Here is a 14,224-nt window from a genome sequence, read left to right on the forward strand (position 1 = left end):
CACTTGTTAAACCAACTCATCAAACTTAAGCCCAAACTTCATCAAATACTTACGCAGACGGTCGCTGTCATTGGGACTTTTTAGCTTATCACGCGAATGCTCATACAAATAGCGCCCAGCTGCTGCTTGGTTTTTATGTGTCTTACAAACCTCAATAACATAGGCCAATTGTACCGCGTCAAATGGATCAAGATCAGCTAGAGTTTGCTCGTCTAGATAATTGCTTAGTAGTGCGTGGCTTGCTTGCTCGACTGTTTGACTATTAAATGTGAGTTTAGATTTGCTATCGCTTAGGCTATTTTTATTATTATCACTCGCCTGATTGTATTTATTTGAACCTGAGCCATCAGGCAAACTCCAAAGATGCCCTAAGCGCTCAGTCTCCGCATGCACGTCATCTACCCGAATTACTTTACTCTCAGCAAGTGTAGTCAGCCGAATCATGCTGGCGGTCAAATCGCGAAAATTCCCTTGCCATGTTGCGTCCGCACTCATGGCAAAGCTTTCATATCGCTGTCTTGCCTCTAGTGTGAATCGATATTGCTGCTGTTGCTCACTGCCCAAACGCGCCAGCTCATAGTCGATATTGGCAGGTAAGTCTTCCAACCTATCTTTTAGTGACGGCAAGAAGAACGTCCACGTATTGAGCCTTGCAAATAAGTCCGCACGAAACTCACCATCAGCAACCACTTGGCGCAAGTCTTTATTAGTGCCCGCCATTAATTGAAACGACACGCTAATTGGCGTATCACTACCAAGCGGATAAAAACGCTGCTCCTCCAGTGCGGTCAATAACATCGCTTGCTCATCAAGACCCAGCTCACCAATCTCATCTAAGAATAACAAACCGCCATCGGCAGATTTCAGCAGTCCTTCCCGACTTGTTGCCGCGCCTGTGAAAGCGCCTTTAACATGACCAAACAGCACACTCATCGCTGTATCGCCGCGCAAAGTCGCACAATTGACTTCGATGAATTTATCGAGCGTGTACTTGCTTTGTGTGGTGCTACTCGCTTTGGCTTTCTTAAGGGCGTAGATTTGACCTGCCAGTTGCGACTTGCCCGCCCCTGTCGCGCCCATCAGTAATATTGGCGCAGTCGAGCGCGTGGCGACCTTTTCGATATCAGATATGAGTTTTTGATAAGCGACATTTTGTGTGACCAGATTGGCTTGCAGTGTTTGCCAATGCTGCTGTTTTTCTGCCTCAAAGCGTTCACGCAAGCCATCATAACGTGAGACATCCAAGTCAATCACTTGATAGCGACCTTGCGGATCGGCTTGATCCGGTCTTGGACAAGGCGACGTTTGAATCAGATCTGCTGGAATAAAACCCGCTTCCACCAATAAAAACCAGCAGATTTGCGCTACGTGCGTGCCTGTCGTTAGATGTAGCAAATAGTCTGTTTTATCTTGAAAATCAAATCCAGCGACAAAGTCATACAGCTCGGCATAGACCTCTGCAAAATCCCACGGGCTAGATAACGATACGTGGTGACCAATCACTTTGGTATGTGAACTGACTTGCGCTACATCATCGACGATGATTTTAAATAAGCGTTTATCACGTTTGCTATACAAGATATGCAGCTCATCGACGAGCAACTCATCGTGTAGACCAAGACTTACGGTCGGACGCCAGCGTTGCCAGCGGTTACTACTAAAACCATTGTCTAAGGTGGTGCCGAGAAAGCCGATAACTGCGGTTTTATTCATTATCTTTTCCATCAATTTCACGTTTAATTGACATTATTTCCAGCAAAAATCTTTGCCCTTCAGGCGTTATTTCCCAATAATTGGTAGAACCTACACCAGTAAAGTCAACGTAATCTAAAGTTAGAAGTTGAATTTTTATTTTTTCAAAATCCGTAAAGTCTATTTGCGAATAGCTGAACTTCCCATATTTTCTCGAAACTACATAATCACTTAAAGCATCAAAAATTGTATTTTCTCTTTCTCTTTTGAGAATTTTTGGACCAATACATTTAATTAAGCTATTCCAAGTTACATCTTGCTTCCAAGACTTAAGTTTTTCTTGTCCACCTTCTATAACCTTACATTTAACCTGTATTGAAACCTCATCATCACCTTGAGCTAAATCCGACATGCTATTTTGATCTTTCTGAAACTCTTGAATCTGTCTTTCAAGCTTATCATTTTCTTGTCTAAGATCATTCAGCTGTTTTAACAGTTCAGTATTGTCCGTTGCCTGATTGCCTCTTACCCACCCTATAGCAGGATAGGTTTTTATTGTCTTAGGGAGACTAAGCGCAACTAGACCTGACAATTCTTTTGCGTCACTCCAGAACTTCACCAAACGCCCTGTAGTTACCTTATTCCTAAATTTTTCTAACTTATCTTGAGCTTCAGAGTCCATCTCTACTTTCTCAACAGCTAATTTTTCAGGACTACCATGAACTAACGCTATAACCTTTAATCCTTGATTGATAGCGTAGTCGTATTCCATTTCTGTATAACTAATACCCTCATCAGACAAACTGCCGTATCTACCACCTATAATAAGTAAGTAATAATCGCTATCATCAATCACCTTTTTGATGAACTCGAATTGCTCTTCAGCTAGTGCAGGAAACAGCTCCATTCCAGCTGGTATACAGTCCATTTCCATGAGTGTCTGAATGACGTTACTTCTTTCATCTTTTAAGTCTGCAAATGTAGAACTCACAAACACTTGATATCTTTTGTCCATATCCATCTGTCCCTCGTAAAATATATTTTTATATATAAAAATAGAATTTTTTCTATTTTAAATAATTTCCTTAGATTATAGCTTATACCTGAGGAAATATTTTTAATTTATTTACGCTAACAATATCAAACACTTAAAAATAAATTCTGAATATTTTAAAAAATTGGCACGCTCTTCGCATTATATAAAGAATAAGAAAATTAATTATTTTACGAAGCCAATATTTTAAATATTAAGGAATTACTCATGCAACCAACAACTCATAACATCATTCAAGATGGTGGTACACCTATCAGACTTTGGACAAAGGGCGTACCTGTCGATACAAAAGCCCACGATCAGCTTATCAAAGCCTCGCAAATGCCCTTTATCTATAAGTGGCTCGCGGTGATGCCTGATGTGCATGTTGGGATTGGCGCAACTATTGGAACCGTACTGCCAACCAAAGAAGCGATTATCCCTGCTGCCGTCGGGGTCGATATTGGCTGCGGGATGATGGCGGTGCAAACAACGCTGACCGCTGATGATTTGCCTGATAACTTGCGCGGTCTGCGTACTGAGCTTGAAAAAGCGATTCCACATGGGCGCAGCAAAACTCGTGGTCGTGGCTCGCGTCGTGATGTTGGCGCATGGACAAATCCTGATAATACTGTCAAAGAGGGTTGGGGTACGTTGGTCGATGATTTTAATTATCTGACCCAAAAACATCCTAAACTTAAAAATACCAATAACCTGAATCATTTGGGAACGCTGGGTACAGGCAATCATTTTGTAGAAGTATGCTTGGACGAAACCAATCAGGTATGGATTATGCTACATTCAGGCTCTCGCGGCGTGGGCAATGCCATCGGTCGCTACTTCATTGAGTTGGCACGCGAGGACATGCGTAAGTGGTTTATTAATTTGCCTGATAAGGATTTGGCGTATTTTGCTGAGGGCACTGAGCACTTCGATGATTATTGGTTTGCCGTTGGTTGGGCGCAGCGTTTCGCCTTTAAGAACCGTGAAATCATGATGGAAAAAGCCATCAAAGCGCTACGTCAAATCGTGCCAAAACCGTTTGATGCAACGGTAAAAGCGGTGAACTGTCATCACAATTATGTGGCGAAAGAAGAGCACTACGGTGAAGAAATCTTCGTCACTCGTAAAGGCGCGGTACGTGCCCGCGTTGGTGAATACGGTATCATTCCGGGGTCAATGGGCGCAAAATCCTTTATCGTGCGCGGTAAAGGCAACGAGGAATCGTTTTGCTCTTGCTCGCATGGCGCAGGTCGCGTCATGTCACGCACTCAAGCAAAACAGGAATTCACGGTCGCTGATCAAATCGCACAAACCGAAGGTGTGGAATGCCGCAAAGACAGCGATGTGATTGACGAGATTCCAGCAGCTTATAAGAATATCGATGACGTTATGAAAGCGCAAAGTGATTTGGTGGAAGTGGTGCATACGCTTCGGCAGGTGGTTTGTGTTAAAGGCTAAACGGCTAGGGAGTAAGGTATGAGCTTAGATAAAATAGATTTTGAGATTAGTAATTACAAAGGCTTATATCGTGTGCGAATCAAGGTCAATGAAACAAATATATTCGACTATGAATTTATAGATTTATTTAAAAACTTATTAAGTCTAGTTGAGATTGGTTTTGCACTGCAACGAGAGCCTGTTAACAAAATTCACTACTTTACTCTTACCGATTATAACCAAGAGGTTAACTTCAAAGTCTCACCAAACCCACCAATGGACTGGTTAATTTTAGGAATACCTACGGTTAATAATATGGAAAAATTTCGCTTCGATAGACTGGCTTTTTGCAAGGCTTTGAAATCAAGCATTGTAGAATTTATGCGTGATCAAAATATGGACTATCTCGGTAATCCTAAGATGCCGAAAAACCTTAATGGTTATGGAGATGAAGTCTGGAAAGTTATTGGTCATGAGTGGTTTTAATCACTAAGTTACTAAATAAGGAATACTCATGAAACATGCACAAAAAAAAGAGGTTATCCGAAAGCTCAAAGCAAAGAAAGTCAAATTTGAGCATGGATTATCTGATCAAGAGATTCAAGAAATTGAGCTAAAATTTGATATACAATTTCCACCTGATTTGCGAGATTTTTTACAAACAGAACTCCCTATCTCAGACAACTTTGTCAATTGGCGTCTTGGTTTAAAGTCCAAAGATGAGGAAGCCTATATTAGACAAAGAATTGATTGGCCATTTGGTGGCATAGTGTTTGATATAGAGCACAGTACCTTTTGGATGGAAGAATGGGGTGAGAAATATGATGATATTAATAAAAACATTATGGTCGCCGAAATCTATTATGAGACTTATCCGAAAATGATACCCATTTTCTCGCATCGCTATATCCCTAGTACACCTTATAAAGCTGGTAATCCTGTCTTTTCTATTTATCAGACAGATATCATCTACTATGGATACGATTTAGCGCACTACTTTGCTCATGAATTTCGTTTTGAATTGTCAGATAAATTTCCAACGATAGATGAACCAAGTTATATTGATTTTTGGGGTGATATTCAATCCTAATTAAAATAAGAGAGAACAAAAATGAAACTCGCAGAAGCCCTACTTATCCGTAGCGATATGCAAAAAAAGCTGGCGCAAATCAAAGGACGCATGCGCAGTAATATCAAAGTCCAAGAAGGCGACACGCCAAATGAAGACCCAAACGCCTTGATGATCGATGCCAGTCAAATCATTACCGAGCTGAGCGTGGTGATTGAACGCATTCACCGTACCAATGCCATTGCCAAAACCAATGAAGGCCAATCGATGCTGACGCTATTGATCGAGCGTGATACTTTAGAGATGCGTCACAAGCTGTTGATTGAGTCGATTGAAGCCACCGATACCGAGGTTGATCGTTATAGCCCTCGCGAGATTAAGTGGCATGTCATGGTCTCGGTCGCAAGCTTACAAAAGCAAGCTGATGACATCGCAATGAAACTGCGCAAGATTAACCTTGTCATTCAAGCCAATAACTGGCAGATTGACCTTGTTGAATAAGTTATATAATCGATTAGATTTAAAAAGAACATAGCGAACTTCTAAGCTGAGCTGAGTTTTTTTACGCCTCTGGAGTGCGAAGCACACAGCAAGCGAGGAAAATTCAACTTAGCAAAGTGCCATTTAAGATGCATTTCTTTTGATTCGGCTATATCGTTTGATTCATATTTTGCAAAACCGATTTTAGAATTTTCTGCCAGTTTAAAATAAGTTGGCGGACTCCCCTTTTGGAACCGACTGGGCGAGTGTCAGACCCCGCGTATCCACAGCAGGGGGTTGAAAACATACTGTAGTGGCTGCTACGCGTTGCCGGCAAACGCTTTTTTTACCATTCATGCCCCGTACACGTCACTTGGCACAATGCACCATTTAGACCTTACCACCAGACACTGACAGTCGGTTTCAATTTTATTATTCATGCTTCTCGTATTTTAAGGGCGGCATTTTATTGTGGGCATATTAAAAATGTCATGAAACAATAGTCATATAAACAATCAAGAAAACCATTATGCCAACCATTACAAAAAACAAAACCCTAAAGATCGACGGCAGCACGGGCGAAGGCGGCGGACAAATCATCCGTACCGCACTATCCCTATCAATGCTGACTGGCACGCCAATCGAGATCATCAATATCCGTGCTGGACGCGCCAAACCCGGATTGATGCGCCAGCATTTGGTTTGCGTACAAGCCTCGCAAGCCATATCGAACGCGACGGTAACAGGGGCGCATTTGGGCAGTACGACGTTTAGCTTTACGCCTATTGCTATCAAGCCGGGAGACTATACATTTGATATTGGCTCGGCAGGCAGTACCAGTCTGGTGCTCCAAACGCTATTACCTGCTCTATTTTTTGCCAATGTCGATGAACGCGCAAAGTCAACTGTGACGATCAAAGGTGGTACGCACAACCCACTCGCTCCAACCACGGACTTCTTAACTGGAGCGTTTGTTCCTGCCCTTGCAAAATTGGGCATGCAAGTTGATATCGATTTGCAGCAAGTAGGGTTTGCGCCCATTGGTGGCGGTGAAGTTAAGGCGACAATCACGCCATTTTTGCGCCGCGCTAACACGTCGCCATTTGAACTCACTGAACGTGGCGAATTGGTTAGCATCGCCTTAGTTGCAAGCGTGCTCAATTTAGAATATGACATTTGCAAACGCGAGCTTGCAAGCGCACAAGCGTCCTTGATTGAATCAGGAATTGATAGCACGCTGATGACTACTCGGAGCAATAAAATAAACGGTATTGGCGAAGGCAATACGTGTTATGCGCAGGTTACGCATAAAGTTGGCGAGCCATCCACTCATGAAATGCAAACTCATAAGCAGCATCACGAGATGTTTACTTTGCTTGGAGAAAAACGCAGCTCAGCAGAAAATATGGGCAGTCGCTTGGCAGGATTGGTTAAGCGCTATCTGTTTACGACCGATGCGCTCGTTGACGAATACCTAACCGATCAGCTGCTATTGCCATTAGCGTTATCTGGCGGCGGAGAGTTTAGTGCACGTATGATTAGCGGTCATACTGAAACACAAGCGTGGCTGATTGAGCAGTTTTTGCCCGTTGAGATTACATTTAACGCTATTGACGACAACAAAATATTGGTTAAGGTCATTGCTTAAAATGAGTAATACCAAGAGTCAGCATTAGCACACTGTTACCCAATTACTGCTATGCGGTGATATCATATGTGTATGATGTAGGCGATAAATTTGGGCGTTTTACTGGTGTTTGAGAACCCTATTTGAGAACCATGACCACGATAGAGGTATTTTTGATTCACCTTCTCTTTAAACCCCTTTCATCGTTTTTACTCTTTACCTATGACTGTTGAGCCGTGCTATGCCGCAATCTCGTACCAATCTGAATCCTGAGCCCGAAACTAATGAGCCCTATTTGATCGGTTTATTACTGCGCTTTAGTACTTTTGGTGCTGCAATATTACTTCTACTAGCAGGTCTGTTGCTTATTAACTGGTGGCTGATTGTTATCGGTGGTTTCGGAGTGGCGCTGGGCATTTATGATGTCATTCAATCCAAACACGCCATCTTAAGTAATTATCCTATTGCTGGACATATTCGTTACGTGCTCGAGGACTTTCGCCCTGAGATTCGCCAGTATTTGTTAGAAGATGATAAAGAGCAAGTGCCATTTTCACGCCAGCAACGCGCCCTTGTCTATCAGCGCGCCAAAAACGTGAGTGATACCAATGCTTTTGGTACGCTAGACAATTTATACACGCATGGTAAAGAATGGTTTTTGCAATCAGCGATCAGCCAGCCTTTAGAAAACCAAGACTTTCGTATCATGGTGGGCGGCGAGCGTTGTCAACAGCCCCATGATATGTCGGTGTTCAATATCTCAGCGATGAGTTTTGGTAGCTTATCAGCCAACGCCATCATGGCACTCAATCAAGGCGCAAAACTTGGCGGTTTTACCCATGATACCGGTGAAGGGGCTATTAGTCCTTATCATCGTAAGTTCGGCGGTGATTTGATTTGGGAGTTGGGAACGGGATATTTTGGTTGCCGTGATGACAATGGCAACTTTGACCCCCAGTCGTTTGCTGAAAAAGCCATTGATCCACAAGTGAAGATGATCGAAATCAAGCTATCACAAGGGGCAAAACCGGGTAAAGGCGGCGTCCTACCCGCAGAAAAAATCACGCAAGAAATCGCCGACACGCGACAAGTACCCACTGGACAAGATTGTGTTTCGCCCTCGTCCCATACTGCATTTAGTACGCCGCGCGAGCTGGTTGCCTTTTGGCAACAGCTACGTGAACTGTCAGGCGGCAAACCTGTTGGCTTCAAGCTGTGTGTGGGTCAACCTTGGCAGTTTATGGCGATCGTCAAAGCCATGATTGAGACTCAGAATTATCCTGATTTTATCGTTATCGATGGTGCAGAAGGCGGTACGGGCGCGGCTCCTGTTGAGTTTATGGACAACGTCGGTATGCCAATGGTTGAAGGGTTTTTATTGGTACATAATACGTTGGTCGGCGCGGGCATTCGTGACAAAATCAAGCTTGGCGTGAGCGGTAAAATCGTCTCTGGCTTTGATATTGCTCGTATGATTGCATTAGGGGCAGACTGGTGCAACTCAGCGCGCGGCTTTATGTTTGCCGTTGGCTGTATTCAATCGCGCTCTTGCCATACCAACACTTGTCCGACAGGCGTTGCCACCCAAGATCCTTATCGTCAAAAAGCCTTGGATGTCCCAAGTAAAGCTGAGCGCGTCGCAAGCTTTCACAAAAACACACTCAAATCGCTTGCCAGTATTGTCGGCGCTGTTGGCTTACAGCATCCCAGTCAATTGCAGCCTTACCACATTGCGCGACGCTTAGACGATGGGCAGATAAAGCTACTATCGAAGTTCTTTTATTTTACGGACAGAGAGGCATTGCTAGATCATAGCGCCCGTGCGGACGTGTTCAATCAGATGTGGGTCATGGCGAATCCTGATAGCTTCTTAGCCAATAACGATGCGCTCATCGCTTATAACAAAGACTCACGTGATAAAGGCAAAGAAACCAGTGCGCCGACCAAACAAAGCACTGAAAGTCTAGAAAATATCGACAATAGTGGTCTGCTCATCGGTAATGTCAATAATACCTTTCGCGACTTTCCCTCTAGCAATAATTAAAAACTGATATATAGTCGATACCAAATAAAATGAATACACGATTGGTGCCAAGTTTTATGCCTACCTTACCTTTATGCACAGCCCTCGTCATTTTGCTAAGCGTCAGTGCTTGCCAGCCAGTCAGTACTAACGTCTCTGACAGCGACACGCAAAATTGGTCATGTCAGTCGCAAGACACCCCGTTTGCTTACAGCACTTGTAGCATTAAAGCTAAGGCGTTGACGAATGGCCGCTACTCACTACAATTATTTTGGCAACAGCCTGATAGTACGCAGCCCCTGCTTACTTTTGATGCGTTGTTAGCAACCTTGCCAGCCGAGCAAACGCTTCATTTTGCCATGAATGCGGGTATGTATAATGAAAAATACGCACCGATTGGCTATACCGTCATCGAAGGCACTGAGAAGCGCGCTTTGAACCTAAAAGAAGGCGGTGGCAATTTTCATCTGTTACCTAATGGCGTGCTGTGGTGGGATAAATCTGGCAACGTAAAGATTACCGAAAGCCATACTTTAAATAAGCAGATGAATGATGGCACTGCACAGACTTGGTATGCCACTCAATCTGGCCCTATGCTGGTCATCAATGACGAAATACATCCGCAATTTAACCCTGATAGTACCTCTCTCAAAATTCGTAATGGGGCTGGTGTTTGCAGCGATGGCAGCATACAATTTGTCAACAGCGATGCGCCTGTGACATTTTACCAGTTTGCATCACTGTTCAAAGATGAGCTAGGCTGTCCAAATGCGCTATTTTTGGATGGCGGCATTGCTTCAGCGTTATATGCGCCTAGTATGGACAAGCACGATAAAAAAGAGATGGGCGTGATGATTGGTGTCATTGAGCATAAGAATTAGTATGATTTACCACTATAGGACTGATATTTAATACATCCAAATATAGGCAATAAAAAGCACTTAGGATGAATTATTCATGCTAAGTGCTTTTTTTCAGAATTGGGATCAAGCGCTAGCCGCCCAAACTCATCTTAGGACCAAATGGCTCGTAATGAACACTATCGACGCCATGATCTAATGCCACTAACCCATCAATCATACTTTCCATAAATGGCATGGAGCCACATACGTAAATATCAGCAGGCTTAGGTAAAGTAGCCAGCCACGCTTCATCTAATAATTGTCCCGATTCAAAGTAAAAGATATGTTTTTCTACAGTTTCGGCTTTTTCTAAAAACTCATCTACCTCAGCCGCAAAGGCATGATGCGCTTCATTCTGACAAGCATACGCCCAAACAATAGGGCGTCTTGGATTGGCAGCCACTTGCGCCTCTAGCATCGATAAAATAGGCGTTACCCCAACGCCCGCGCTCACCAATACCAGTCGAATCTCATGTTGTTGTATCAAATCTTGATTAAGCGCAAAGTCACCGGCAGGTGCAGACAATAAAATGGTATCACCAATTTCTAAGCCATCATGCAAATAGTTGGATACCAAACCATGATGCTCATTACGGTTGTCACGTCTAACCGCAAACTGAATGCCTTTTTCGGTGCTCGCTGAATATAGAGAGTAATGACGCAGAGCAATATGATTGCTGTCTTTTGGATCTGTTTTTACGGTGATATATTGACCAGCGGTTAAATTCAATTTACTCAGGTCAATCTCCTGACCGCGCTCTGACTGGTCATGCGCAGGTATAACAGTAAAAGCCGCGATATCGGTGGCTGCTGCTACCTTTTCAGTTATGGTAAAGGGCGCGAATCCTTGCCATATTTCTTCTTGATACATGCCACGTTCTATTTGGATAAATACCGACGCAATTTCATCATACGCTTCTGTCCACGCCGTAATGATGTCATCAGTCGCCGCCTCTCCTAACACTTCTTTTATCGCACCGATCAAATGTTGACCAACGATGGGGTAATGCTCGGGCAGAATTTGCAAAGCACGATGCTTGTGGCTGATCTGGGTCACTTGTGGCAAGAGCGTCGCCAACTTATCCAAATGTTTAGCCGCTGCCAACACTGTCGTCGCCAATGCCGTTTGTTGACGACCCAGCTTTTGGTTAGTTTCGTTAAATATATCCAAAAGTTCAGGATGCGCTGCAAACATGTTTTTATAAAATACAGTGGTAATGGTCGTTCCATGCTCTTCGAGTACGGGGATGGTTGCTTTTACAATTTCTAAAGTCTTTGGTGAGGCCATACTATCTCTCTTAATGAGTCATCATGTTAATAAGTGAAGGAGCTGATAATGAATTACTTACGTCCGTGCTAATGATTAAAGTCTATAAACAGTTATCAAAAAAGATGGGCAAACGCTCTTTTTCACACGTACTTAGTCTAATCAATAAAAAAACTATAAGATTCATTTAAAATGAATCTTATCACACTTTACTGTGCATACCAACGCTGTATTGTTATAAAACTAATTTTCTCAATCCAAAAAAGCCGCCGTCATGATGTCATAACGGCGGCTTTGTATAGTATCTAATTTAATAAACATACATTAATCTTGAGCATCAGAAGTGAGCGCACGTACTAAAATTATCGTGCCATATAATTGGTCATTTCTTCTACGCCATGCAATGTCATGGGATACATCTTATTCTCAAACAGTTTTTTGATCTCGACGATGGTTTGCGTATACTGCCAATAGCTCGGGTTTTCAGGATTGAGCCACGCCACTTTATCAAAGTGCTCAAGTACCCGCTTTAGCCATACAATACCCGCTTCATTATTCATATACTCGACGCTACCGCCTACTGTCATAAGCTCATAAGGCGACATCGACGCATCACCGACGAAAATGACGCGATACTCTCGACCATATTTATTGAGCAGCTCAAAAGTCGGCATCGGGGCGCTGTGACGACGGTTATTGTCCTTCCACACATAGTCATAGAGACAGTTATGAAAATAAAAGAACTCTAAGGTTTTAAACTCATTTTTTGCGGCAGAAAACAGCTTCTCTAGCGCCTCAACATGGATATCCATACTACCGCCCACATCAAACAGCATCAGTACCTTGACACGATTACGACGTTCAGCCTGCATATGAATATCGAGCACGCCTTTTTTGGCGGTACGCTTGATGGTCTCATGAATATCAAGCTCATCCGCGCTGCCTGTCCGTGCAAACTGGCGCAAGTTACGCAGTGCCATTTGAATTTGACGCGTACCAAGTTGACTGTCATCATCGAGATTGCGGTATTTACGCTGCTCCCAGACTTTTGCAGCACTGCGTTTACGCGACTCGCCCCCGACACGTACACCTTCTGGGTGGTCGCCATACGCACCGAATGGTGATGTGCCGCCTGTACCAACCCACTTGCTGCCCCCTTGATGACGCGCTTTTTGCTCTTTCAAACGCTCCTCAAGAGCTTTCATTAACTCTTCAAGCGAGCCGTATTTTTTTAGCAGTCGCCGCTGCTCTTCGGTCAAATTCTTCGGATCGAGCTTTAGATCCAACCATTCTTTCGGAATATCCGTCAACTTGGCCAGTAGCTCATCCATATCGAGACTATCAACGCCTTCGAAATAATCCGCCATTGCCCGATCAAATTTATCAAAATGACGCTCGTCTTTGACCATACACAGACGAATCAGACGATACATATCTTCTCGGCTGGCAAAGGTAGACAGCTCAGTATTTTCCGGATGCGGCTGCATCATCAGCCCTTGATCTAACGCGGCATTTAGATCAAGCAGCTCACGCGTACTAACAGGGACGCCGTAAGTACGTAAGGTGTAGAATAGTTTGATAAACATAAGAGTCGCATCACTTATTGGCTGATATGGTTATAAGTTGAAAGTTAGCAGGCGCTTAACGACGCATCATATTGGCAAAACGCTGCAACAGACTCACATCGGCTTCGTTTTTGAGGAGTGCACCATACAATGGCGGAATCGACTTTTCACCGCGCAGGTTTTCTTCTAATTCTGCTTGTGCCATATCGTCAGCGAGCAATAGCGTCAACCAATCGACCAATTCTGAGGTTGATGGCGGCTTTTTTAGGCCTTGAATATTGCGCAGTTTATAAAAGATATCCAGCGCATCATTGACCAATTTTTCTTGAATGTTAGGGAAATGCACCTCGATGATTTGGCGCATGGTTTCTTCTTCAGGAAAATCAATATAATGAAAGAAACAGCGACGCAAAAACGCATCTGGTAGCTCTTTTTCATTGTTTGAGGTGATAATTACCACAGGTCGCTGTGCGGCGGTGATGGTCTCGCCCGTCTCATAAACATAAAAGGACATTTTATCAAGCTCGTGTAACAAGTCATTCGGGAACTCGATATCAGCCTTATCAATCTCATCGATCAGTAGTACACTGCGCTCTTGACTGGTAAAGGCATCCCACAGTTTACCCGGCTTGATATAATTGCCAATCTCATAAACCTTATCATCACCCAATTGCGAATCTCGCAAACGCGATACCGCATCATACTCATATAGACCTTGTTCGGCTTTAGTGGTCGACTTGATGTGCCACGTAATCAGCGGCATCCCTAGACTCTCAGCAACCTCTTCAGCCAATAACGTCTTACCTGTGCCCGGCTCTCCTTTAATGAGCAAAGGCTTTTGTAATGTCATCGCTGCATTTACGGCCAGCTGCAAATCGTCGGTGGCAATATAATTTTGCGTGCCAGTAAAGCTTTTCTTGATGTTTTCAGTCATAGCTAAGTCTCAGTTATTGTTATACATTAGATACTTTAAAGGCGATTTATAAAGAAGAAATAATCATTTAGAGTAGCACAACCTTTCCTATTGCCAAAATACTCATGCGTTCGCAGTTATTGCCAAATGCGTTACACCTCCAAAGATGTTAGAAATCTCACTTCACTGATTAATAAACATACTTCCATAAAA

Annotated in this window: 12 protein-coding genes; 7 read left to right on the forward strand and 5 right to left on the reverse strand. The window is 43.4% G+C overall.

Translation table 11 applies throughout. The features are described 5' to 3' along the window. Positions 1-6: 6 nt before the first annotated feature. Positions 7-1,713 carry an RNA repair transcriptional activator RtcR gene (rtcR, locus tag M917_RS05800; protein WP_021813856.1) on the reverse strand — a complete coding sequence of 569 codons (1,707 nt, stop codon included), beginning with the start codon at positions 1,711-1,713 and terminating at the stop codon, positions 7-9. Further along, positions 1,706-2,713, reverse strand: a complete 1,008-nt coding sequence (locus M917_RS05805; protein WP_021813857.1) for a DUF4062 domain-containing protein — start codon at positions 2,711-2,713, stop codon at positions 1,706-1,708. The genes rtcR and M917_RS05805 overlap by 8 nt, the downstream gene beginning before the upstream one ends. Before the next feature lie 240 nt (positions 2,714-2,953). Between M917_RS05805 and M917_RS05810 the strand changes: the two genes are divergently transcribed. The 7 genes from M917_RS05810 to M917_RS05840 all read left to right on the forward strand — a co-directional run bounded on the left by M917_RS05810 (position 2,954) and on the right by M917_RS05840 (position 10,245). Next, complete coding sequence (locus tag M917_RS05810) at positions 2,954-4,186, forward strand: RtcB family protein (RefSeq protein ID WP_021813858.1); 1,233 nt, start codon at positions 2,954-2,956, stop codon at positions 4,184-4,186. A gap of 18 nt (positions 4,187-4,204) precedes the next feature. Beyond that, positions 4,205-4,651, forward strand: a complete 447-nt coding sequence (locus M917_RS05815) for a hypothetical protein (protein ID WP_021813859.1) — start codon at positions 4,205-4,207, stop codon at positions 4,649-4,651. Positions 4,652-4,679: 28 nt separating this feature from the next. After that, entirely contained in the window at positions 4,680-5,255 is a 576-nt protein-coding gene (locus M917_RS05820; protein ID WP_021813860.1) for an SMI1/KNR4 family protein, read from the forward strand. A 21-nt stretch (positions 5,256-5,276) separates the two neighbouring features. Next, positions 5,277-5,735, forward strand: a complete 459-nt coding sequence (locus M917_RS05825) for a DIP1984 family protein (protein ID WP_021813861.1) — start codon at positions 5,277-5,279, stop codon at positions 5,733-5,735. Positions 5,736-6,243: 508 nt separating this feature from the next. Next, positions 6,244-7,362: an RNA 3'-terminal phosphate cyclase gene (gene rtcA / locus M917_RS05830; protein WP_021813862.1), complete on the forward strand. Its 1,119-nt coding sequence runs from the start codon at positions 6,244-6,246 to the stop codon at positions 7,360-7,362. 220 nt (positions 7,363-7,582) lie between these two features. Continuing rightward, complete coding sequence (locus M917_RS05835) at positions 7,583-9,385, forward strand: FMN-binding glutamate synthase family protein (protein ID WP_021813863.1); 1,803 nt, start codon at positions 7,583-7,585, stop codon at positions 9,383-9,385. 56 nt (positions 9,386-9,441) lie between these two features. Beyond that, a complete protein-coding gene (locus M917_RS05840) occupies positions 9,442-10,245 on the forward strand; it encodes a phosphodiester glycosidase family protein (protein ID WP_021813864.1) in 804 nt (267 codons plus the stop codon). 112 nt (positions 10,246-10,357) lie between these two features. Here the strand turns inward: M917_RS05840 and M917_RS05845 are convergent, their stop codons facing one another. The 3 genes from M917_RS05845 to M917_RS05855 form a co-directional block, all read right to left on the reverse strand. Further along, a complete protein-coding gene (locus M917_RS05845; protein ID WP_021813865.1) occupies positions 10,358-11,554 on the reverse strand; it encodes a globin domain-containing protein in 1,197 nt (398 codons plus the stop codon). A 341-nt stretch (positions 11,555-11,895) separates the two neighbouring features. Further along, positions 11,896-13,119 (reverse strand): vWA domain-containing protein, encoded by a 1,224-nt coding sequence (locus tag M917_RS05850; RefSeq protein ID WP_021813866.1) that lies wholly within the window; start codon positions 13,117-13,119, stop codon positions 11,896-11,898. 55 nt (positions 13,120-13,174) lie between these two features. Further along, positions 13,175-14,032 carry an AAA family ATPase gene (locus M917_RS05855; protein ID WP_021813867.1) on the reverse strand — a complete coding sequence of 286 codons (858 nt, stop codon included), beginning with the start codon at positions 14,030-14,032 and terminating at the stop codon, positions 13,175-13,177. Positions 14,033-14,224: the final 192 nt, after the last annotated feature.

It is taken from the genome of Psychrobacter aquaticus CMS 56, from assembly GCF_000471625.1.
Lineage (GTDB): Bacteria > Pseudomonadota > Gammaproteobacteria > Pseudomonadales > Moraxellaceae > Psychrobacter > Psychrobacter aquaticus.